The following is a 23,486-nucleotide window of genomic DNA, read 5'->3' as shown; positions in this document are numbered from 1 at the left end:
CAAAATGGAGGATCAAAAATGGCACCTAAAGCAAAAATAGATTTAAACACCATTTTAACTGCAGCAACAGAAATAGTTGACACTGATGGTGTACACTCTTTAACCTTAGCAACACTAGCAAAAAAATTAAAGATTCGCCCGCCTTCTTTATATAATCATGTAGATGGATTACAGGGTTTACAAGAGGCTTTAGCTATTTATGGATTAGAGGAATTATATAAACATTTATCACAAGCTGCGATTGGACGATCAAAGGATGAAGCTGTTCATGCGATCAGTAAAGTGTATATGAGCTTTGCTCGTACTCATCCTGGATTATATGAAGCAACTCTTTGGGTAAATGCTGATTCGAACAATGCAGAATTTAATCTTATTAGTTCAAAAATTGTTGACCTTGTTGTTCGTGTGCTACAGGCTTATGATCTCGACGATGAAGAATCCATTCATGCATCCAGAGGGCTTCGCAGCATTTTACACGGCTTTGCTTCTCTTGAACAAAAGAATGGCTTTGGTATCCCAATCGATCTTGATGTCAGCATCGGCCTGATCATTGATACTTTTCTTGCAGGCATTCATAAAATGAAGCCGCAAAAAATAGAAAATCATTTTTAATAATAAAGTAATAAAAAGTTGAAACATAATGAACCAGAACTTAAATAAATAAGAAAAGGAATGATGACAAGAAAAAAGCTGGCTCAGTGGATTCAGCTTTTTTCTTTGTCCTTGTGACCACGAAACTGGAATGTTAAAAACACTCATTCTTCTATAAGAATATCCTTTCATTCATTATCGCTCCCAATTTGTCCGAATTGATAACGAAAATAAATATAGCATCTTCATGTGGTACGGTTCACCGTTGATATATCAAAATGAGAATCACTTCCCCCTTACAGTCCTTATTAGCGTATCTATGTTGTTAATCCCTTTAAATTTCTTCAATAAAAGTTTCTCTTGATTAAGATAACAGTTACTAAAATGTTTCTATTTTTACATCTGTTGTATGTTAATGAGAAGAACAGTAAAAATGACTGAAGTAAGTCTCATTTTCAATACGATTTTGAAGCTAAATAGAAAAGAAAGTTTTTTTAAGTTAAACTTACCATATATCAATTATTAAATATTAGGCTGTGATAAAATGTCAAAATATAGTCAAACGCACAATATAGAAATTATTATGAAAGAAATGCTTGAAATACAACAAAAGTCTAAATCATTTGTAAGTATGCTCTCTGAAGGCGAGTTATTATCCCAAAACCAGCTTATTCTTCTTCTCCAGTTGAAAATCAATGGAGGAATGAAGGCAACTGAAATTGCTGATTTTTTCAATGTTACTCCCGGAGCTGTTACATCGATGTGTGATAAGCTGGAAAAATTGAATTTAATACAACGAGTAAGAGAAAATGAGGATCGACGAGTAGTAAAAGTGATTTTAACGGATATTGGTGAAGTGAAGGTTCAGGAAATTTTTATGAAATTTTCACATGAAAAACTTACTGATATTGCAAAAGTATTAATGGATGTTAATAAGTTAATGAGTACTATTTTTTAAGGATTTCATAAAATTGAAATCCTTTTTTTATTGGTCAAATATGTAAATAAATGGCTCCCACCCTTTCCCAGCATTTCTTTGGCACACCTTTATTCGATTATTCTATTGTACGCAGATTAAACCGACAATGTATTTTGTTCTTGACAAAGATCATACGAACATACTTTAATTAATATATATTTTAATAAATAAAATATATATTAATTAAAGTATAGAGGTGTTTCGAATGACAAATGAACAAAGTCAGAAACTACGTAGTATAACCCTTACGAATGGCAATATCAAAGACTTAGCAAAAGATTGTGAGCTTTTAAAAATTCGTGGATCTGTTGCTTTATACCAAAAAGTACACTTAAAAAAAATCTCCACTCACGGATATAGCACTTTCCATTCTCATGTTGCAGCGGATGAATTAATTAATTCCGGATCATGTACCATAAAAGACAATTGTGAGGTAAAAGAAATTGTGAATGCAGGCAATTTAAAAATGAGGAATGGGCAAACAACAAAAATTACAAGTTCAGGGAAGCTGACTATAGAGCAAACTCTTCAGTCGGAACAATTTGATTCAACTGGCATTGTTCAAGCGAGAGAAATACATTCGCAAAACTTTCAATTAAAATTGGCAGGTAAAAGTGAGATTGAACGACTTATTACAAATGATGCATGTGTAGAAAAGGAAAAGTATACTTTTTCATTATTAAAGAAAAAACTAATTTGCAAATATATACAAGGGAGAAACTTGCGGCTTTCATATACAGAGGCGGAAATTGTTAAAGGGGATGTTGTGGTAGTCAACAAAAACTGCGATATAAAAACACTGTATTATACAGAAAACTATATAATCTCTCCAAATGCTAAAGTTCAACATATCATAAGGAGTGAAAAGTAATGAAATTAATACGCACTTTTTTGTACTTACTAATCATTCCTGTCCTATCCGTGCTATACCTAGGAATGATTTTGAGTGCGTTAATTTCAATGATTGCTGGCATATTACGAACATTCGGTTTGGAACAAATAAAAATGAGTATTTGGCATAATCTTGCTCTCCCGGTTGCTTTAAGTATTCCTTTATCACTCGTTGTTTCTTTCTTACTAATAATTGCATCGCTTTATGTAAAACGCTCAATAAAATTTTGTGTTTCAAATCTTAAATATTAATGTGCTTTGGCGCTTACACACTTGAACACAAAACCCTAAAAATGATACTACCTTTTAAATTTTTTTGGGACATTTTAATAACGTCGAGAACCCTTTACTATTTCCCGCCCATTTGTTTAATCTTTTTAATTTGTTCATCCCCCCTCTTTGCACCGATTTTCTGAAATCCAGAGAGATGATTGTTACGAAGTCAGGCTAAATATCTGGCATGTTATTTGCTACGTATCTATATAAGGTCATGAAACCAAGTTGAAGCGGTTTACCTTCAATACTTTCCTTAACGCCCACATTTAAAAAGACTAGCAACTGATCTGTCGCTAGTCTTCTAGAATATTTGATTGCTACCGGATGTTTATTACACAAGCTTATGTTCTTGGATAAAATCTTTTAAAATATCTTTTAAATTCGGGCTGCCCATTTCATCTAAATCATAGTGTACACGTGTGCACGGTTTATTAATTGAAATGACGCGAGTTAAATCAATCGGGGTTCCAATGATCACTGCATCGCAGTCGGACTTATTAATCGTTTCTTCAAGATCTTTTAATTGCTGTTCGCCGTATCCCATTGCCGGAAGGACATTTCCAATATGTTCATATTTATTAAACGTTTCGGTTAATGTTCCTACTGTGAACGGACGCGGGTCAATGATTTCTTTTGCTCCCAAACGTTTAGCTGCGACTATACCTGCACCAAGTTTCATTTCTCCATGTGTCAACGTCGGACCATCTTCAACGACTAACACGCGTTTTCCAATAATACTTTCAGGTTGATCGACTGTAATCTTCGATTCAGCTTTAATAATCGTGCTATTTGGACTGGCAAATTTTATATTGTTTTCTACGATTTGAACGGCTTCCTCTGATGCACTATCCACTTTGTTAATGATGGCCACATCAGTGGTTCTCAAACACACTTCACCAGGGTAATATTTCAGCTCATGGCCCGGTCGGTGCGGGTCCAAGACCGTAACAGCTAAGTCAGGCTTATAGAAAGAGAAGTCATTATTTCCCCCATCCCATAAAATAACGTCACAGCCATCTGGATCATGTTCAGCTGCTGCCAAAATGTCTGCATAATCAACGCCAGCATACACCACATTTCCTCGTGCTACATGTGGTTCGTATTCTTCCATTTCTTCGATTGTACAATTGTGTTTCTTTAAATCTTCCACTGTCGCAAAACGCTGAACACGTTGTGCATTTAGATCACCGTATGGCATCGGGTGTCTTACTGCAATGACTTTTAAATCATGCTCCAACAGCGTTTCGATAATTTTGCGCGACGTTTGACTTTTTCCAGTTCCAGTTCGCACAGCGCAAACGGAAATGACGGGCTTATTGCTTTTTAACATCGTGCTGTTTGGACCTAGCAATGTGAAGTTAGCACCCGCTGCATTCACGATCGCACTCACGCCCATAACAGCTTCGTAACCAATATCACTATACGCAAAAACACACTCATCCACTTGCAATTCTTTAATCAACTCTGGTAATTGATCTTGTGAATAAATGGGAATACCATTTGGGTAAAGTTTCCCCGCTAATTCACTTGGATATTTCCGTCCATCGATATCCGGAATTTGTGTTGCTGTAAAAGCAACAACATTATATGTTTCATTATCACGATAATACGTATTAAAATTGTGAAAATCTCTTCCTGCCGCGCCTATTATAATAATATTTTTTCTTTCCATAGAACTCTCTCCTATAATTACAATGAATTATTATAATTATAACTATAGTTGTATATTAATACAATAGGACTTTTAAAAGTGCTAGAAATAAAAATGAAGGGCATCCTCTATATCTATATAGCTTGAACAAAAGAGTTGCGCTTTATAGAGGATAATTTTGAAATAGGTGCAGTAGGATTTCCTGGTTTCAGACAGTATTTCGGGATTACGGATAGTATTTTTGGATCCTGGATAGTATTCTCCAGACTTTGGACAGTATTTTTGAATCCTGAATAGTATTTTCTAGACTTTGGACAGTATATGCTCGAATTCTGACAGTATTTCGGGGTCCCCGCATTATTATAGATAAAAGAACGCCTATCTTCTTTCATATGAAGTTAGACGCGCATTTCTTTCTTTTAATCACTCTCAAAGTCAAATTCGCCTTAGCGTATTTGCGCCCAGATTTTATCGAACGCCACTCGATACATTTCCTCTGAAAATCTGTGGCATCCGCCACGTTATTCAGCAGGGGTTCCCCCCATCTCACCACTTACTGAAGTAGAGATTTCTGCTGAATGAAGTTAAAAACTTTATAATTTTTTTTATTTAGCTTTCCGATAACATAAAGCCCCTTTGCGCACGAATGGCTGCTCAGGGGCTCTCTCTTATCCTTCCAACTTCTCTTTTGCTTTTTTCGGAATATCATTTAGCTGCACTTCATCGTAAGAAGTGACTTCATTACCGTTCTTTATATACAGCATTAAATATGCATCTTTGCGCAGTTCTTTTGCTCCAGAAAATTCAACTTCTATCATCTTTCCATTTTCTTTATATGCAGGCAGCTTATACCAGTACCGCTTCATAATTTCGCCAGAATCCAATTTTGTTTCTTCCACTGAAGCTGCGTCCGTAATTTGCACATAAGCTTTATCTTTCCCAAATCTATTAAAATCCACTGTTGCCAAAATAACAATGGCACCTACTAATAACACGCCTAGTAACCCTAAAGCTTTTTTCATGTTTAACCCTCCATCTTAATGAATTGTTTTGTTAAAGCCTCGTACTGTGATGAAATAATAAATGGTGTAAATCAAAGTATAAGCAAGCATCCATATAAGTACCGGCATGAGCAAATTCAACATCAATAAATTGGAGAAGGCTGTTAATGCCACCGCTCCGTGAATAAGGCCCAATCCTAGCGGCGCCGCAAATATCATCCCTACTTGACTGCGAATTGTCCGTTTCATTTCTCGTTTTGATACGCCAATTTTATATAGCACAGCGTATTTGCCTTTATCTTCTTCTGCTTCTGTCATCATTTTAAAGAAAATGATACTGCCGGTTGCTACGAGAAAAACGAGTCCTAAAAAGCTGCCGACGAATAACAGCGCACCTGATGCTTCAATTGCCCCCTTATAGTCTTCTGTTGCACTCGAGAAATTTTCAGTTTTAGCTGCTAGTTCCTTTGATAATGCCAATTGGTTCTTATAATCTTTTACTTGCACAGCTTGGTATGTTTTTTCATCTGAAGTGATTTTACTGTACAGCTGATCTGTGACAACGAGGGCATTTGCACCAACCGTGAATGTATTGAATACAGCTTTGTCATATAATTTCGCCACCTCGTATTCCGCGCCATCAATCATGACTGAGTCTACTTTGGGCGACCAGCGTTCATCATAAAATGCATCGATCAACAACACTTCTCCATCTTTTGCTGCTTGTATATTTGACCAATCTAGGTTTTTCGCCAATTTTTCAAATGTTGATTGATTGATGACTGCATATTCGATTTCATTCGTGTCTTGTTCAATCCGAACCGTCTTGGTATGGACAGTTTCAGCGTGCTCTACTATATTTGGATTAATTTTCTGCGGAGAGCCTTCCCACATAAATGTATATGGTGTATAGGCCTGTACATTTTTATCTGCATTATAGTAAAGCCCGAATACGGCTCCTCCTGCTGTAATGGTCGTCGCACTCAAAGTGGCAATAATCGTTAGCGTTTTCGCATTGCCCCTAATGCGGTACAGCAGCTGTGAGGAAGTCATTAAGTTAAGCCCTTTCCATGCCCAATGCTTATTTTTTTTCATGACTGATAACACATAGACAAGCACACTGTTAAATATGAGTGCAGAGCCAATGACTGTTAAGGCAATAATGATGATTGGCATCGCCAAACCGAACAAGCGCCAAATGGATGAAGTCGTTAAATCCTGCAATGCCAGCCAGTAAGCCGCAGCCAAAGTGACCACACCTAAAATAGCTGATATGATGCGTGCCTTTGGCAAGTCCTCTCCTTTTTTCTCAGCATGAAATAAATCGATTAGCTTAAATTGATAAATGACGCGATATCCTTGCATGGAGGTAAATAAGAAAATGATGAGAAATACAATCAATGTATTGATAACTGCATCCATTGAAAATGCAAATCCTATCACGATATTTAGCCCCATCAATTTCATTAAAATAGTCAGCAATGCGCGCGATAATAAAAAGCCAAGCGTAATACCAACTACTAGTGAAAGTAGCCCGATGACCATGTTTTCAAAAAACAGCATAAAGCCGATCGAACGTTTGCGCACACCTAGAAGCGAATAAAGCGCGACTTCCTTTTTCCTTTTTTTCATAAAGAAAGAATTGGAATATGCAATGAAAATCGCCACAAATATCATTAATACGAAGGCGGAAGCGCTCATGATGCCGCTGATCTGTTTTGATGCTTCTGCTAATGCACTAATGTCCTTACTATATTTCAAAGTCACAAAAGTGAAGTAAATAATAATTGAAAAAATGGTCGATCCGATATACAGTGAATAGTTTTTCATGTTTCGGCGAATATTCTTCAGAGCTAAATCAAATAACGTCATGCACGTCACCGCCTATTTGTGCCAGTTCATCTAATATCTTTTGGAAAAATTCCTTGCGTGTTTTTGTTCCGCGGAATATTTCCTTCGACAATTGGCCATCCTTGATAAATAAAATTCGACGGCAGAAGCTTGCTGCGTATGCATCATGCGTCACCATCATAATGGTTGTTTCATGCTCAACATTCAATTTGCTTAGACTTTCCAGCAAGTCAGTCGCTGATTTCGAATCCAATGCTCCTGTAGGTTCATCAGCAAAAATAAGCTTTGGATTAGAGACAAGGGCACGGCTCGCAGCTGTTCGCTGCTTTTGACCGCCAGAAATCTGGTATGGGTATTTGTCTAGTAAATTTGAAATACCGAATGTACGGGCAATTGTATCTACACGTTCTTGAATCTCAGCAGCCGGTTTCTTTGCAATTGCTAGTGGAAGAAGAATATTTTCACGTACAGTTAAGGAATCCAGCAGGTTATAGTCCTGGAATATAAATCCAAGATGATCCCGGCGAAAATCTGCAAGCGCCTCTTCCTTCATCTTGGCAATATTGTCATTACCGATTAAAATATCTCCATTTGTCGGTGAATCGATTGTTGCAAGCACATTAAGCAATGTTGATTTACCTGCTCCTGAAGGCCCCATGACACCAACAAATTCTCCATGGTCAATCTCAAATGATATATTTTCAAGCGCCTTAAAGGTGTTTGCGCTATTTCCGTAAATTTTTTCTACCTTTCGTACTACTAATAATGGTTCCATCCATATGCACCTCTTTCTTATGTCTTTTACTATACAGGTCAAACCTTACGCCAAATTCACGGCTACCTTACAAAATCCTTAAATGCTAAAATAGCTTCATCAGCTCAAATTAAAATTTTTATACTGTAAAAAGATAGACAAGCTCCATTTTTAAAAAGGAAGGATGTGCCAGCGTTGGAAAAGCCGCGTATTTTGATCGTGGATGATGAGAGCGACTTATGTCATTTAATAAAAACTGCGCTTGCGAAGGAAGGATTTTCAGAGGTTGAAATGGCGGGTTCTGTTAAAGAAGGCTGGGAGAAATTTAATTCGTTCAACCCGGATATCGCCATATTAGATATCATGCTGCCTGATGGCGAGGGCTATGATTTATGCAATAAAATCCGCGAGGTTTCACGAATTCCTGTGTTATTTTTATCTGCTAAATCAGATGAAATTGATAAAATTTTGGGACTGGCAATTGGCGGAGACGACTATATAACAAAACCATTCAGTCCAAAAGAAGTGGCTTTTCGTGTAAAGGCTCAGCTTAGGCGCGCAGGCGTATATACAATGGAAATGTCTGAGCAAACAAATGCGAACAAAGCGATGACAGTCGGTCCGTTTACAATTAATCATGACGAAACGGAAGTATTGAAAAATGGTGAGCTTCTTGAACTAACGGCAAAAGAGGTCGGCTTATTGGCGTGCTTTATGCACAATCCAAACCAGATCATCAGCAAAGAAACATTGTTCGAAAGAGTTTGGGGAGAGGATTTTTATGGGGCAGACAATACATTGATGGTTCATATTAGAAGACTCCGTGAAAAAATTGAAGAAACCCCCTCTAAGCCAGCCTTCATCACAACAGTCAAGGGGCTTGGCTATCGATTTATCGTGAAATAGGTGATTAAGGTGAAATGGAAATTAACAATCCGCTACTTGATTTCGGTACTAAGCATTGTCTTTATCGTTATCTTCCTTAATACATTTATTTTAATTGGCATGCTTTTTTATCAGCAGACACACGGAATCGATGAAGTGACCGAGAACTCAGGCGAAGCTTTTACACGCGGATTCAACCAATATATATCGCTTGAAAACGGAGAGCCTGTTGTTTCCGAAGAAGGAATTGAAGCACTGCGGGTATTCGGGGGATGGATACAGATTTTAGATCAGAACGGACAGGTTCAATCTTCTTATCTTGCACCGGAAGATCTTTCAACACACTATAGCCCAATGGAACTTATTCACAAATATAAATACATGGATGATGAATTAAATACGTATTTCATTGGAGAATTTGAATCATACAGCTATTTGATTGGTGTCCCTGATTCGAAAGAGGAACGGGTCGTATTCATGATGGATCCTCAAACTGTTTTTTCCTATGCGACCAAGTCTTTGTTAGCGATTGTCATCGTCGATTTATTCATTGCCATGCTCGTTGCTTTATTATTTAGTACTGTGCTAACAAAGCCTGTCACCAATATCATTGACCGAATTTCTCAGCTCAAAAAACGGAACTTCACCGTACAAGAAACGAAAAAACCCGGTATTTACAAGCCTGTTTTTTCAAATTTAAATGATGTATCGCAAACACTGCAGGCACATGAGGAAGAACGTCTAAAACTGGAAAAGATGCGTGATGAATGGATTAGCAATGTCTCTCATGATTTAAAAACGCCGCTAGCTTCGATACAAGGATATGCAGAATTGCTTCGTGATCAAGACGTATCACAATTGGAACGTTTGGAATACTCCGAAGTCATTGAACGTCAATCAATTTATATGAAAGACCTGCTTGATGATTTTAATTTAACGATGCGTCTCCGCAATCAGGAAATGCCCCTCAACTTGCAGGAAACACGCATGGAAAGCTTTGTGCGCGAAATTGTCATTGATTTATTAAATAATCCGCAATTTGGGCAGTACGAGATTTCTTTCATGAGTGATTCACCGGATTTGAAGTGGAATATCGACCGTCATCTTATGAAGCGCGCGATTTTAAATTTCGTATACAATGCGCTTATCCATAATGACGAAAACATTGCCGTAACGATCCGCATCAATACAGACAGCCTAACGATTGAAGATAACGGAAAAGGCATACCAGCGGATGACCTGGAACAAATCTTCGAACGCTACTATCGAGGCACAAATACCGGAAACATTCGCGGTACGGGTCTCGGCATGGCCATTTCAAGAGATATTATCGAGGCACATGGCGGGAAAGTAAGCTTAACAAGCAAGATTGATCTTGGGACTACTGTGGAGATTCGCTTGAATGAATAACCTTAGCGTATTTGCGCCCAGATTCCATTCAGTGGGGGTCTGACCACCACTGAATGGAATAATTCATCTCACCACTTACAGAAGCGGGAGACTTCTGCTGAATGAAGTTAAAAGGCTCTATTTGCAGCTAGTTTATCAGCAGGCTGAATACACTTCGCTTTTGAGCGTGTGACAGGCGAGACATCTTGCTACGGCGTCTCACCATTGTCACATCTCCGGCAGGATTCAATTTGATTCCAATCATTAAAAACTAGCTATTTCTTCTCAACATTCCATAAAATGAGACCTTGTAAAAAGCCCATTCCCTCAATATTAGAGCGGGTTGTTGTAATGGTCGTTTTATTTCCAAATTTAATTATTGGTAGATAGCTATAAAATTCCTCTTGAAGTTTATCAAAGTATTTCTTAGCCTCTTCTTGGGAAGCAGCGCTATTAATTTGGTCCAACAATTCATCCATTTCTGGGCTATTACTCCATCCTGCCCATTCATTTGCAGAATCTAAAAATACATATTTAGCAGGGATCGGCTCTGTTGGAAACCCGGTTACAAACATATCATAAGCGGTTGGATCCTCACGTTTTTGAATGACGGTTGGCCAATCATAAACATCGAGCTTAACCTTCATTCCGATTTTCTCAAGCTCCTGTTGCACAACCACGGCGGCGTTAAAATGATCTTCATAATCTCTGCTGGCTAAAATAACAATTTCTTCACCGTTATATCCTGCCTCTTTTAATAACTTTTTGGCCTTTTTCTTGTCGTTCTGGTTATATTGATCTTTACCCGCTTCACTATACCAGTCCACTTGATCCTTGATCATCAAACTATGTTCTAATTCATAGAAATTTTCATTCGTAAATGAAGACATTAAAATAGCTTCCTGATCTAAAGCTGCATTAATAGCCTGACGAGCGGTAACGTCTTTAAAAATTCCTTCTTTCTTATTAAAGACGATGCCATTAAAACCATTGTGATCAACATGATTAGTAACATCTTTATTTACTTCTAATTGTTCCGCATTATCAAACGGAATCGCATTGGCTATATCGTATTCACCTGTTTGGATACCAGATAATCTCGTGGAAGCATCCGTTACAAACTGAAAATAGATTTTGTCCAAGAAAGCTTCTTTTTTACCAGCTAGACCATTACTTTCTGTATCTAAGGATTGGTAATCTTTAAATTTCTCTAATTGCACATACTGGTCAGCTTTCCATTCTACAAACTTATAAGGACCTGTTCCAATAAATTCAGTTAACCCTTTCTCTGTTACCCCTTCATTAACTTCCTTAGGTGTAATAATGGCAGCTTGTCCCGGATCAGCCAACATCGCTAAGGCTGTTGACAAGCGTTCAGGCATTTCTAACACAACAGTATTGTCACCGTCTGCTTTAAAGATTGCCTTTGGAAAATAGGACTTTCCTAACGGAGTAGTGTCTTTCCAACGATTCATGGAAGCTACTACATCTTCAACTGTCATTTCTTCACCATTATGAAATGTAATACCTTTTCTCAAGTTGAACGTAATCTTTTTTCCATCCGCGCTTACTTCAAAAGATTCAGCAAGCATTGGCTTTACTTCAAAGTTTTGATTAAAAGTTACTAATGTTTCAAAAATATGTCTAGAAATATCGCGTGTTACTACAGCAGTTGTTAGTAATGGATCTAGGGTCGGTGGTTGGGCATTATAAGCCACCTTGATTTCCCCTCCACTTTTAGACTCTTTTGAAGATGTCTTTTTCTCCGATGAACAACCAACTATCGAAAAAACCAGAACTAATATTAATAAAAAAAGGCTCATTTTTTTCATCACATTTTCCCCCTCGTTATCTTTAGATTAAAAGTATATAGTCCCACATTTCACCAAAAAGCCCGAGCTTCCTATTTTAAAATATGAAGTGAATACTTTTTATCGAATTTAACATATGTTCTGTTTCTTATCAATAACAATTTTCTTTATATTACAATACCTCAAAACATACAAAAAATATTGTCTCTAAACTATTGGTCTGATACTGTAAAAGTAGGAAAAGGGAAAAAGAAGTTTAAGACTTTTTTAAAAAAAATAATAAAGTAATTTCGCGATGGAGTTGAACATAAATGACCACATTTATAGATAAAATTAAGTTAAAGTATCATACTTTATCTTCCGGTCATAAAAAGGTAGGTAAATATGTACTTGATCAGCCACAGGAAGTTGCCATGAAATCAGCAAGTGAACTAGGAAAGGTGATTGGGGTTAGCGAAACTACTGTTATTCGATTTTGTTATGCCCTAGAATATAGTGGCTATAGCGAATTGCAAATAGAGGTAAGAAAATATCTTATTTTTCATAAGAGCAGCCTGCATTACTATCAAGCCGTTAATTCTGAGGATTCCAGCCCATCTAATTTTTTTGTTAAAAGCATGCAACGAGATCAAGAATATATTCATGCTGTTATCGAACAAATGAATGAAGAAGACTTATATCGAGTCGCCAGAAGAATATACGATTCTACTAATATATTAGTAGCTGGCGTTCGGACCTCATTCGCTTTAGCTAACTGGTTATCATTTACTTTGAATATCGTAAAGGGAAATTCACACTTAATTCAACCGGGAGTTGATGATATTAACTATCTGTTATCAAACATAGACAATCAAAGTGTTTTTATCGGTATAACATTTCACCGCTATTCATCAATGACTCTGGATTTAGCTGAACTAGCAAAGAAGCAAGGAGCTTATGTAATTGGAATTACGGACTCGGTTCTTTCTCCCCTTAACGAGTTCTCTGATATTATACTGCCGATAAACCTATCTACTTCAGCATCAGCTACATCAACTATTGATATCGGTCCCGCAGTACTGTCTCTTATAAACGCAATCGTAGGAGGCGTAGCTATTATTAATAAAGAAGAGTTTAAACGTCGAAGAGAAGAATACGAGAAGTTTAATCCTGGACAATTCCTTATTTAGACAATGCAGAGGAAGAACGAAGAAAATCAAAATACTTAAGAAGTCCATATGCGCACGTCTGTTTTTTGAAAAAGCTAGTTTCGACTTAATCAAATAACCGTTGAAAAAAGCGTCAAAGAAAAACTTAGTGGCTTTGACGCTCCTAATCAAATGCGCCTTGGCGTATTTGAGCCCAGATTTTATCGAGCTCCGCTTGATACATTTCCTCTGAAAATGGCATCCTCCGACTTTATTCAACTGGGGTCTGACACCCAACCAACAGGCATTCATCTCACCATTTACAGAAGTGGGAGACTTCTGCTGAATGAAGTTAAAAATCATTTTGTATTTACTTATGATAGATTCATGGTGCCATACGCTAAATTGTTTTCAAATAGCTGGTGCAGCCCCGTATAAAACCTAACCTCCCTGCCTCTCCTTCAACTGCTCAAACAACTTCTCCACAGTTCCGATCCCAACATTCTCATATTTAGCAAGGATAACCAGTTCCCTCGGCAATTGTCCTACTGTTTCAATTTGATCCTGATTCAATTGCCTAAAGAGACTTGGGCTTCCAGTAAATTCATCAGTGGTAAGCGGCACTTTTGCTAGTTCTTCTGTGACAATGACATAATCCTCTTTATAGAATAGGAAGAGCTCACCAGGACGATTCAGCATTGTTTTTCTTCTAGCCGTCTCTTCTTTTATGTAAATTTTCAATTCCTCAAATAAGTTTTCATCATTTTTCTCGTTATAGCGCTTAACGTGTTTGTGCAACCCTTCTAAATCACTGGGCAATTCGCTCATAATTCTCGCTTGCTGTTCCGCCCCCAGCTTGACCAAGAACCTCTCTGATTTTTCAAATCTCTGAGGGAGAAGAAATGCATCTCGTAAAAAATAAGGGACCTCTAGAGATTTTCCTTTATATGTAATTGTTCTGATGGATGTAAATCCCGGAAGCTCAGCTTCCTGCGGTGCTTCCTCTACGGTTACTGTTGCTGCCGCTTCCTCTGTGGCCGTTCCTTCTCGTTGTTGATTAAGCGACGCTTTAATCAAGTTCTCCATATTTTTAAGCCTGACCTCCAATTCAGCTATCTCAAAACCACTTCCTGAATCGGGCACAGGATCTTGATACTCTGGTATAACCAATTCAACCGGACCATACACTTCGATATACCATTGGACAATGGTATATATGGCCTCCCATGACAGTAAGGCCTCTGAATATCTGAATTTACGAGTATCGTGTGCTGCTTTATTTCCACTCATTCTAATAAAATGCAGCGCATCGATTATTTCCTTGGTCAAGTAGCCTTTGTCGCTAAGCAAGTCGATTCTTTCTTTCAATGTCATCAAAGAAGTATCGTTTATTTCTTCTACTCGCATGGCCTGCTGAAGGATCGCTTCTGCAAAAGTCCGAGCGTGTGTCAACATTGTTCTTGGACTGGAATATATGCTATTCTCGAGTTCTCTTGCCAAGTAGGCCAATTCCTTTGATATCGGTTCTAGAAATTTATAAAAATAGGCGTTATTATTTCTCACAAAAATCCAACTTTCCATATATTGATCCTTAACCGTTACCTATTCTATCATAATATGGATGATTGAAATGAACAAAAGCGAAAGCGCCTGTTCATCGACGTACAGACTGGAGTGACTCCAACGAGATAAAGGAAACACGGCGACGAAGGAGCCGATGTTGACTTATCGTAGGAGGAGACACGAAATCTGCTAGTCGATAGGCGCTGGAGCTGGACGCAGCATAATCTGATAAATAAGTTATACACAAGCATAGAATTTTATAATTTCCTATACTACGAGAAAGACGCCTGCCTTCCTCAACGGAGAAATCAGAGCGTCTTAAGATTTTGTAATCGTTTAGTTAGTCACATTCATTCTCAGTAGCTTACGCAACAATCTTCTATATAGCTTGAACAAAAGAGTTGCACTTTACAGAGGATGATTTTGAAATAAGTGCAGTAGGATTTCCTGGTTTCAGACAGTATTTTGGGATCACGGATAGTATTTTTGCTTCCTGGACAGTATTTTTGAATCCCGGATAGTATCCTCCAATCTTTGGACAGTATATGCCTAGATTCAGACAGTATTTTTATATACTGTATCGTTTTGACTGAAAAATCTTTAATTGTACGGAACTGAATCCAAATATGAGCAGTAGAAGAAGAAAACTTCAGTTCAACTTATATAGATTCTTCAAATACTGTTTTGCTACGCCTTCATTCAGTACCATCTTATATCCGACAGAAACCAATCCTGTTCAAATGTTTTGGAGCTTCTCTCTACACTCGCCTGAACATAGCCTAACCCAACAACTATTTAGACGAATACCATATTCGAGACTTTCCTTTAAAAAGTTAAATTAAGTTTGTTCGTGTATGCGTTGCAGACTCAGATGTAACCGCGCATCGGTGAAACGCCCAGGAATACCGACCCGGCTCCGTCATACATGCTTTCATTGAGAAATGCGTGCTGAGTCACAACCATTGCGTCGCGAAGATGGCGCTGCAGCGGGTGCCCGTCGTAGATCGCCGCAGTGCCTGCAAGCAGGTAGGCTGACTGCACGGCACGCGCACCTTCACGAGCAGCTTGAGTGGCAGCTAGACGAAGGATGCTTGTTTGGTCATCGGATACTCCATTGCCCTTTAGAATCGATTCCCATGCAGAATCAGTAGCCTCGTAGAAGAAGGAGCGTGCCGACCTTAGTGACGCTTCTGCTTTTGCCAAGGAAATTCGCACATAAGCACGTTCTGCCATCTTCGGTGCCCCGGTAATACCGGAACGGCTGACGGCCATCTGGGAAACTTCATCAAGGGCTGCACGGGCTATGCCAAGATTGACTACTGCCAACACCTGTGCCGCATAAGCAATAGATGGATACTGGTAGATCGGCTCTTCAATCGAAGGTACACCGCCGCGGACAAAGGTCCATTCATCAGAGACGAAGGCGTCTTTCACCCGCAGGTCATGGCTGCCTGTTCCACGCATCCCGATTACTTCCCAGTTCTCAACGATTTCCACGTCCTCAGGTCTCAGTACAGCAGTAAGCGGTTTACCGCCTTCTCCAGTTCCAATACCGACGCCGAGAATGTCAGCCCCCATACATCCACTGGCAAACTTCCAGGTACCGTTCACACGCCAGCCGCCCTTGACTTTTTCTGCGGGCTGAACCGGAAACAAGCCGCCAGCGAAGGCCACGTCTGGCCCATTTACGTAAACTTGCGCGAGAGTTTCACGCGGCAGTGCCGCTAGGTAGAGCGCAGCAGAACCGAAGCTAGCTACCCACCCAGTGGAGCCGTCAGCCTCTGATATAGACTCGATCAGCTTGAGAAACTCCGAAGGCGAGAGAGCATCCCCGCCAAAGCATCTCGGCGTGTGGGCGCGGTAGACACCCAGCTGTTTTAGTTGTTCCACCATGTCCCGTGGCACATGCCGTTTCGCTTCAAATTCATCCCGTCGAGCACGGATTTCAGTCAACACACGATTCTGCAAGTTCTGACTTTGGATTTCAACAGTCATGATCTTTCCTCCCTGTTTTTATATAATCCCGCCTGATTACTTTAATAGAAAAAAATCGATAAAATACTTTATCTCATAAGCCGTCCGCCATTTAGATCGAACGTTGCTCCGGTCGTGAATCCGCCTGAATCAGAGGCTAAATAGGACACTAAGTCTGCCACCTCTTGCGGTTCTCCTGCACGTTTAAGCGGAATGGTCTCTATCATTTGAGCCAACTTATCCGGGTCCATTTTATCCATCTCCGGTGTACGAACAGAAGCCGGAGCAACAGCATTAACCGTAATTCCGTAGGCCGCCAGCGATCTAGCAAAGGTTTTGCTCAATGCGATTTGTCCTGCCTTGGAAGCAGAATAATGGGCACCTGAAGTTAATGGACCTGCCTGCCCTCCAAACGAGGACATATTGATGATTCGTCCCCACTCTCCCTCTTTCATTGTGGGAATGACAGCTTGTGAAAAAAAGAATGTGCTTTTTAAATTTACAGAAAGAACGTGATCCCATTCTTCCTCATTGATCTCTTCTATTGGCGTTTCAAAACGGATTCCAGCATTATTGACTAAAATATCGATTCTGCCCCACTCATTGATAACTTGGTTGACAGCCAGTTTAATCCCGTCCATATCAGAAACATCCAATTGTATAAACATCACTTGGTTTTGCATTACTTCCTTTTGAAACAGCTGTTTTGTTTGTTCGAGATTCTCCTTGTTTCTGATTACAAAAACTGTTTTTTTCCCTTCGTTAACAAAATTTTCGGCGATAGCTAACCCGAGACCTTTATTTGCTCCGGTAACTATTGCGACTCTTTGCTCGTTCATAGTCATTCTCCAATTCCTCTCTTTCCCCCAAAAGTTGAAGGCTCTCTAGATCGTAAAAAAACTCTTACCAGCTGCATAAATAGATTTTCTATTCCTAGAAAATGACGGAATAAAACTCAAAATAATAACGACACCTGCATGTTTAATTATCTGGACTTGTATATCAGATTACTTGAACGCGTTTTCATAAAATAATCTGATTCATGCAGGTCGGCTCTAGAAGTAACCTCTATAGCAATAGTAGAATATTTAAAAAACTCAAACCACATCACATTAGGTTTGAATATTCCGCAAAGTTCAGTACGATTCGTATCATATAAAGCAAAAGCTCAAAAGGATAATCGCTTGCAAGGGGAGCAATTAGAGTTTAGAAGGACTTCTTATTTAAAGTTTGGGAACATAATATACTTTTTACGCCAAATTAAAAATTCACATTAAAAAAAGCGCGAGAGATCAACGTTTCTAAAATTGATCTCTCGCGCTTTTTAACACTTTTGGAATGTTTATTTAAAGTATATTTCTTCTACTAGAAAACAACAACGGATATTCCTTCACGCCTGTCATCGTATCCCATTAGTATGCTTGCAAGTGGGTGTGCCCCCAAACCGTCATCTAAGTCGGAGCGCTTTTATCATCTGTTGCCTTCCTTTTGGAGCAGTTCCTCGTTAACCTGGAATGCAGCCATTGTCTTTTCCTGCACTTCTCCCAATGTGGCATCTCCCATGAGTTCAGTCAATTCATATTCGCTATCTTTCCACTTGAAGACAGCCAGATCGGTGATTACGATATCAGCCGTCCTGGTGGAAGTGATAGGGAAGGTGCAGCACTCCACAAGCTTAGGGGAACCGTCCTTAGAGACATGGCTCATAGTGACAATGATCTTTTGGGCACCGGATAACAAATCCATGGCTCCTCCGACACCGATGATATCCTTCCCGGGAATGGCCCAGTTGGCTACATGACCACTTCCATCCACCTGCAGCGCTCCAAGAATAGCGACATCCACATGGCCTCCTCTGATCATCGCGAATGAGTCCGCACTATGGAAGTAAGAAGCACCCACGGCTTCGCCGACCGGGAGCTTGCCCGCGTTAACAAGCAGCGGGTCTACCTGATCCTCTTCGACGGAAGTGACTCCCAACAGCCCGTTTTCCGTGTGCAGATAGTATTTGCTCTGATCCAGATAGTCGGACACTAATGTCGGAATCCCAATCCCCAGGTTGATGATGGAATATGGGATCAGCTCTTGCGCCGCCCGCTTGGCAATCATTTCCTTGATGCTCATACTTCTTTCACCCCTTCATTCGTTAAGATGAGTTGGCTAGTAACAATCGCATCCACATAAAGATGTGGGGTGACGATCTCTTCCGGAGACAGCTCTCCTTCTTCAACAATCTCATCTACTTCCGCGATGACATAATCTGCAGCAGTAGCCATGATCGGGTTGAAGTTTCGTGCCGTCTTATAGTAGACCAGATTGCCCTTCGTATCCGCTTTTCTTGCCCGAACCAAAGCGACGTTGGCCTTCAGAGCTTTTTCAAAGAGATACGTCTCTCCGTCGATTTCCTTCGTTTCCTTGCCTTTGGCCAGCTCCGTGCCGACGGCAGTCTTCGTATAAAATCCGCCGATCCCCGCACCGCCTGCGCGGATGGCCTCTGAAAAAGTTCCTTGTGGAAGCAATCCGATTTCAAGCTTGCCTTCGTTATACCACTGGGCGACTTCCCGGTTGCTCGTAAAATAGGAGCCGATAGCCTTCTTGATTTTTCCCTGCCGCAGCAAAAGGCCCAGACCCCGTCCTGCCTCGCCCACATTGTTGCTGATGATTGTCAGGCCCTTCGCGTCATGACGTGTGAGCTCGTCGATCAGTGTCAGTGGACTGCCGATCAGGCCGAAACCGCCGACCATGATGGTGTCCCCAGACTTGACGATTCTTCGTATGGTCTGCTGTGCATCCGTCTGTTTGGTGGCACTCATGCCTTCACTTCCTTTTGAGATAAAAATGATTCCAGCTGCCTGATGATCTCCGGCTGCCGGTTGAACACCAATTCATAATGGTTGGACGATGTCACAGCCGTCCGGATGTTACTGGCCGCCTTTTTTGTCAGGGCATAGCCCTCTTCTTTAAAAAGCGGACCCTTGTCCCCGAGGCTGCCGGTTGCCGTCAGCAAGAAGACAGGGCAGTGGATCTGCGCCAGCACGTCTTCCGGCTGGAACGTATAAAAGCTCTCGAAGTCCCGAGCAATGGTATCCGGGTCTGACTTGTTCCTCCAAGCTCCTCCGGCTTCTTTAATTTCATAGCGGACCACCTCTTCCATATGCGGTCCCCAATCGACACCAAGCCCGGTATACAGCTTTTCTGCCTCCTGCGCATAGTGGTCCGGACTGGTAAAGGTCTTTTTCAAACGCCCCAGGGAAGGGAGGACGAGCTTTCTGGTCGCCTCGTCCGCTTCACCGGCCCCATCCAGAAGGATCAACGCTTTTGTCCTATCCAACCGGTTGGCGGCGATTGCGCTGATATACGCGCCCATGGAATAGCCCAAAAGGATGGGGTGCTCAATCTTAAGCGTGTCAATCAGGTCCAGCAGATCATCGGCATGGGTGTCAATCGAGCTGTCCTCCGGAGCCGGGTCGCTGTTTCCGCGCCCGAGGATGTCGTAGCTGATGAACCGATAATCGGAAAGGGCCTCCTGGTAATAGTGGAGCTGCTTATGGTTGCCGGTGAGCCCGTGGGAGCCGATGACTGTCCCCCGATTACCGGGTGTTTCATAGATATAAAAGGTGCGTCCTTTTTTAGTTGTCACGTACTGTCCCATTGTTCATATCCCCGCTTTCTGAGTATTAATCAACGGTGTAGATAGAATAATTCACTTTTCCAGGTAACCGGATGCCTCTGGAGACGAACAGTCGGCGGTTCAGCCAGTCATATTTGACAGAGGCGGTTTCAAAGATCGGGGCAGTCCGGAAATAGTACTCGCCCGGGTCAACCTCTTCATTATTGTCCAGCCGCTGCAAGACTTCCGGCTCTCCTGTGCGGATGCCCCTGTAGGACATCATGATCAGCTCACCATCATCGGTTTTCAGCAAAATCCGCACGTCTTGAATGATGGTGCCGTCTTCCCGGATGGTGATCCAGTCGTCGCCACCGGGAATCACCTCAGCCGTCAGCCGGTCGCCTTTGAGGAACCCGCCAGTAACGCGGATGACCCGCCGGTTGCCAATTGGAGTTTTTCCAGGCAGGTGGGCCCCTTCGACGGTCAACTCCATATCACATAAAAAGGAAAGGGAGGGGGCAGGCAAATGTCTCATCGGGTCAGCACTCCTTTCTCTTCTTTTCTCCGATATTTTTCCACTTTTGTTTCATCCAGCTCCACGCCAAGGCCCGGGCCATCAGGAACCAGAATGGAGCCGTCCTTGATGGTCAGCGGGTTTTTTACCGGGTCATCGGCCAGCCAGTCAGGACCGAATAGCTCACTGCCGTAATCAAGATTCGGGATGGAGGCATAGGTATGCACGCAGGCGGCAGTTCCGATGGAACTTTCCAGCGACGTTCCCCCGAAGCAGGAGATGCCGGCCGCTTGGGCGATCCCAGCAATCCTTACCGTGTTCTTCATCCCGCCGGATTTATGTATTTTCAGGGAGAAAATATCCGCCGCTTTTTCTTCCGCCAGGCGCAGAGCATCCTGAACCGTTGCCAGGCTTTCGTCAGCCATGATGGGCACTTTTTTCATCGCAGCCAGTTGGGCAAGCCCTCGGATGTCTTCTGGTGGAAGCGGCTGCTCGAGGAAGTCGATGCCCGCTTCGAAAAAGGCATCCATCCATTTCATTACGGTGACTTTATCCCACGATCCATTCGGGTCGATCCCGATGGAGGAGCGGCCACGGATACCTTCAGCGATCCGGATATTGCGCAGGGCATCGACATCGGGACTCTCTTTTCCGGATTTCGTTTTGAAGTTGGCATAACGTCCAGCGCCCACATGGTCGATGGCTTCTTCGATATCCCCTTCGGGAGTACCGGAAGCAAGGGCCCAGCGGACCGGGATCTTTTCCAGGTGCAGTCCGCCCAGCAGCTGGTGGACAGGTACGTCATATGTTTTTCCAAGTGCATCAAACAGTGCCATTTCTACGGCGGCTTTCGCAAAGTGGTTTGCACGGATTTGCCGGTTCAGCTTCTGCATGAGTTTTTCGGTATAAACAGGATTCTCCTCTAGAAGCAGTGGGCTGGCGTAACGGTCGATGACGAGCTTCATCGTTTCCACACTTTCTCCATTCCACCAGATTCCCGGCGTTGTTCCTTCCCCAATGCCGACGACACCGTTGCTCAGCTCCATTCGGATGAGCAGGAAGCTTTTAACCGCCACCTTCTCGGTCGAAAACTGGTGGGGGCGTTTAATGGGGATGTCCAGCAATTCTGTAGTCATGCGTTTAATTCGCAAGGTTTTCAAGAAAGATCTCCTCCTGTACTTATAAGAACTTCAGGCAAATAAAAAAGGGGACAGAATATATGCCCCCGGCACCCGGAGATTATTCCCGGCGCATAACAAATTTTAACGAAGCTTCCTTACGGTTGTTCTTATCCTCGAGCGATGTGACAAGCTCGGTGCGGACGCCGTCTGCTACATCTGTCTCCAACCACTTATCCCCTTCGAAGAATACCTGGGTGATCAGCGTTTCATGACCATCAGCTTCAAACATGAAGTGGAGGTGCGCCGGACGCATCGGATGCTGGTCCATATACTCAAGGAACTCTCCGGTAGGACCCTGATCCGGAATTGAATAAGGGAGCGGAACAATAGATTTTACTTCAAAGTTACCGTCTTCATCAGTGAAGAAATGCCCTCTTAGGTTATATTTCGGTGCATCAGCATCAAAGGCTGAATATTTTCCCGTATTGTCGTTTTGCCACATTTCCACCTTTGCGTTTGCCAGCGGCATGCCATCTGTGCTGCTTACATTTCCTTTGAAAATCAAAACCTCTCCTGCTTCATCAGGACGCTGAGTCAAAGTATAAGGCTTGCCCGGTTCCTTTTCTACTTCCGGCGAGCCTTCAATGTAGTATGGTCCCAAGAGAGAAGGCTGAGTGCCCGGCTTGTCCGTATACATGGCTCTCAGTACATGTGTCTCTAGGAACACATCCGCATAAAGAGGAAGTTCTCCAGCTCTTCCAAGTCGATCCGCCCAGTTGACAAAATTGGTGTATTCTTCGTGATTCAATTTCGCTTCCTGCAAGAAGTTTTGGACATGCTTGATGAATAGGTTAAATACTTCTTCTACACGCTCATTCTTTTTCACTACTTGTTTTTGCAAGATCATTACCTCCATTAAGTTAGCTATTCACTTTCATCTTGCGCTTTGAAGCAGGTCAGATTCCATTGATAAGATAGCGTTTACATAACACTGGCCATGTACCAGTATAAAACCAAGATTGGTGGTTACTAGCTATCTGTATATCTAGTACGCAAGAACAAGTTATTCAAATTGTAACAATATTTAGTTAGGTATTATACTGCACAATCCTTCTAATATATTTGAAATAACCATACGAAGAGGTTCAATCTTGTTTAGAAAAAAAAGAGAAGCTGGTTTTCCTTTTTACTCGGCCTTCCTATCATTAAAAGCCTCCGGCACTCGGAAACTTGTACGGATTTCCATTAAACGGCTCATCAGATATTTTAATAGATTCTGTCGGGCATCCTTCATGGGCATCTTCCAAATCATCCATCAAATCTTCAGGAACGGGTGTATTCCCGCTATTGTCATCCAATATTACAAACGACAGCCCTTCTTCATTGTAATCATAAATATCGGGTGCAGCAGCCCCGCAGGCTCCGCATGCAATGCATGTATCTTGGTCAACAATTGTGTATTTTGGCATCGGCATTATTCCTCCTTATATGAATCCAT

22 protein-coding genes are annotated in these 23,486 nt (G+C 41.4%); 7 read left to right on the top strand and 15 right to left on the bottom strand.

All coding sequences use genetic code 11. The annotated features are described in order from the left end of the window. The first annotated feature begins 18 nt into the window (after window positions 1–18). The 4 genes from H9631_RS08930 (at window position 19) to H9631_RS08915 (ending at window position 2,713) form a co-directional block, all read left to right on the top strand. A complete protein-coding gene (locus H9631_RS08930; protein WP_191811935.1) occupies window positions 19–612 on the top strand; it encodes a TetR/AcrR family transcriptional regulator in 594 nt (197 codons plus the stop codon). A 523-nt stretch (window positions 613–1,135) separates the two neighbouring features. Next, window positions 1,136–1,549 carry a MarR family winged helix-turn-helix transcriptional regulator gene (locus tag H9631_RS08925; protein WP_191811934.1) on the top strand — a complete coding sequence of 138 codons (414 nt, stop codon included), beginning with the start codon at window positions 1,136–1,138 and terminating at the stop codon, window positions 1,547–1,549. A 226-nt stretch (window positions 1,550–1,775) separates the two neighbouring features. Then, the gene (locus H9631_RS08920; RefSeq protein WP_191811932.1) at window positions 1,776–2,441 is read left to right on the top strand and encodes a hypothetical protein; all 666 of its coding nucleotides are present in this window, start codon (window positions 1,776–1,778) and stop codon (window positions 2,439–2,441) included. Then, window positions 2,441–2,713 (top strand): hypothetical protein, encoded by a 273-nt coding sequence (locus H9631_RS08915; RefSeq protein WP_191811930.1) that lies wholly within the window; start codon window positions 2,441–2,443, stop codon window positions 2,711–2,713. The genes H9631_RS08920 and H9631_RS08915 overlap by 1 nt, the downstream gene beginning before the upstream one ends. 355 nt (window positions 2,714–3,068) lie before the next feature. On the opposite strand, the gene H9631_RS08910 is transcribed toward H9631_RS08915, so the two are convergent. The 4 genes from H9631_RS08910 to H9631_RS08895 all read right to left on the bottom strand — a co-directional run bounded on the left by H9631_RS08910 (window position 3,069) and on the right by H9631_RS08895 (window position 8,015). After that, window positions 3,069–4,409 (bottom strand): cyclic 2,3-diphosphoglycerate synthase, encoded by a 1,341-nt coding sequence (locus H9631_RS08910; protein ID WP_191811928.1) that lies wholly within the window; start codon window positions 4,407–4,409, stop codon window positions 3,069–3,071. 647 nt (window positions 4,410–5,056) lie between these two features. Continuing rightward, window positions 5,057–5,410 carry a YxeA family protein gene (locus tag H9631_RS08905; RefSeq protein WP_191811926.1) on the bottom strand — a complete coding sequence of 118 codons (354 nt, stop codon included), beginning with the start codon at window positions 5,408–5,410 and terminating at the stop codon, window positions 5,057–5,059. 15 nt (window positions 5,411–5,425) lie between these two features. Further along, window positions 5,426–7,261, bottom strand: a complete 1,836-nt coding sequence (locus H9631_RS08900) for an FtsX-like permease family protein (protein WP_191811925.1) — start codon at window positions 7,259–7,261, stop codon at window positions 5,426–5,428. Then, window positions 7,248–8,015, bottom strand: coding sequence for an ABC transporter ATP-binding protein (locus tag H9631_RS08895; RefSeq protein ID WP_191811923.1), 768 nt, complete (start codon window positions 8,013–8,015; stop codon window positions 7,248–7,250). The genes H9631_RS08900 and H9631_RS08895 overlap by 14 nt, the downstream gene beginning before the upstream one ends. Window positions 8,016–8,189: 174 nt before the next feature. Between H9631_RS08895 and H9631_RS08890 the strand changes: the two genes are divergently transcribed. Both H9631_RS08890 and H9631_RS08885 read left to right on the top strand, forming a co-directional pair. After that, complete coding sequence (locus H9631_RS08890; protein WP_191811921.1) at window positions 8,190–8,900, top strand: response regulator transcription factor; 711 nt, start codon at window positions 8,190–8,192, stop codon at window positions 8,898–8,900. Between the two features lie 9 nt (window positions 8,901–8,909). Next, window positions 8,910–10,289: a sensor histidine kinase gene (locus H9631_RS08885; protein WP_191811919.1), complete on the top strand. Its 1,380-nt coding sequence runs from the start codon at window positions 8,910–8,912 to the stop codon at window positions 10,287–10,289. Between the two features lie 254 nt (window positions 10,290–10,543). Here H9631_RS08885 and H9631_RS08880 read toward each other — a convergent pair whose 3' ends face one another. Next, window positions 10,544–12,100, bottom strand: a complete 1,557-nt coding sequence (locus H9631_RS08880) for an ABC transporter substrate-binding protein (protein ID WP_191811917.1) — start codon at window positions 12,098–12,100, stop codon at window positions 10,544–10,546. Between the two features lie 290 nt (window positions 12,101–12,390). On the opposite strand from H9631_RS08880, the gene H9631_RS08875 reads away from it, so the two are divergent. After that, window positions 12,391–13,248: a MurR/RpiR family transcriptional regulator gene (locus tag H9631_RS08875; protein ID WP_191811915.1), complete on the top strand. Its 858-nt coding sequence runs from the start codon at window positions 12,391–12,393 to the stop codon at window positions 13,246–13,248. Between the two features lie 399 nt (window positions 13,249–13,647). Here H9631_RS08875 and H9631_RS08870 read toward each other — a convergent pair whose 3' ends face one another. From H9631_RS08870 to H9631_RS08825, 10 genes are all read right to left on the bottom strand, one after another. Continuing rightward, window positions 13,648–14,787: a DUF4145 domain-containing protein gene (locus H9631_RS08870; RefSeq protein WP_191811913.1), complete on the bottom strand. Its 1,140-nt coding sequence runs from the start codon at window positions 14,785–14,787 to the stop codon at window positions 13,648–13,650. Between the two features lie 849 nt (window positions 14,788–15,636). Then, a complete protein-coding gene (locus H9631_RS08865; RefSeq protein WP_191811911.1) occupies window positions 15,637–16,764 on the bottom strand; it encodes an acyl-CoA dehydrogenase family protein in 1,128 nt (375 codons plus the stop codon). A 68-nt stretch (window positions 16,765–16,832) separates the two neighbouring features. Continuing rightward, window positions 16,833–17,582 carry an SDR family NAD(P)-dependent oxidoreductase gene (locus H9631_RS08860; RefSeq protein ID WP_225220949.1) on the bottom strand — a complete coding sequence of 250 codons (750 nt, stop codon included), beginning with the start codon at window positions 17,580–17,582 and terminating at the stop codon, window positions 16,833–16,835. 631 nt (window positions 17,583–18,213) lie between these two features. Beyond that, window positions 18,214–18,867 carry a 3-oxoacid CoA-transferase subunit B gene (locus H9631_RS08855; RefSeq protein WP_191811908.1) on the bottom strand — a complete coding sequence of 218 codons (654 nt, stop codon included), beginning with the start codon at window positions 18,865–18,867 and terminating at the stop codon, window positions 18,214–18,216. Next, entirely contained in the window at window positions 18,864–19,556 is a 693-nt protein-coding gene (locus tag H9631_RS08850; RefSeq protein ID WP_191811906.1) for a CoA transferase subunit A, read from the bottom strand. The genes H9631_RS08855 and H9631_RS08850 overlap by 4 nt, the downstream gene beginning before the upstream one ends. Continuing rightward, window positions 19,553–20,395 (bottom strand): alpha/beta fold hydrolase, encoded by an 843-nt coding sequence (locus tag H9631_RS08845; RefSeq protein WP_191811904.1) that lies wholly within the window; start codon window positions 20,393–20,395, stop codon window positions 19,553–19,555. The genes H9631_RS08850 and H9631_RS08845 overlap by 4 nt, the downstream gene beginning before the upstream one ends. 25 nt (window positions 20,396–20,420) lie before the next feature. Then, a complete protein-coding gene (locus H9631_RS08840) occupies window positions 20,421–20,888 on the bottom strand; it encodes a DUF3237 domain-containing protein (RefSeq protein ID WP_191811902.1) in 468 nt (155 codons plus the stop codon). Beyond that, entirely contained in the window at window positions 20,885–22,027 is a 1,143-nt protein-coding gene (locus H9631_RS08835) for a muconate/chloromuconate family cycloisomerase (protein ID WP_191811900.1), read from the bottom strand. Before H9631_RS08835 ends, H9631_RS08840 begins: the two co-directional genes overlap by 4 nt. A gap of 79 nt (window positions 22,028–22,106) precedes the next feature. Next, window positions 22,107–22,895: a dioxygenase family protein gene (locus tag H9631_RS08830; RefSeq protein ID WP_225220948.1), complete on the bottom strand. Its 789-nt coding sequence runs from the start codon at window positions 22,893–22,895 to the stop codon at window positions 22,107–22,109. A 298-nt stretch (window positions 22,896–23,193) separates the two neighbouring features. Continuing rightward, complete coding sequence (locus tag H9631_RS08825) at window positions 23,194–23,457, bottom strand: ferredoxin (protein WP_191811898.1); 264 nt, start codon at window positions 23,455–23,457, stop codon at window positions 23,194–23,196. Window positions 23,458–23,486 lie beyond the last annotated feature (29 nt).

The sequence above is a fragment of the Bacillus norwichensis genome (assembly GCF_014836955.1).
Classification (GTDB): Bacteria; Bacillota; Bacilli; order Bacillales; family Bacillaceae_C; genus Siminovitchia; species Siminovitchia norwichensis.
The sequence above is the reverse complement of the archived record's forward strand: the minus strand, read 5'-3'. Positions and strand labels throughout refer to the sequence as shown.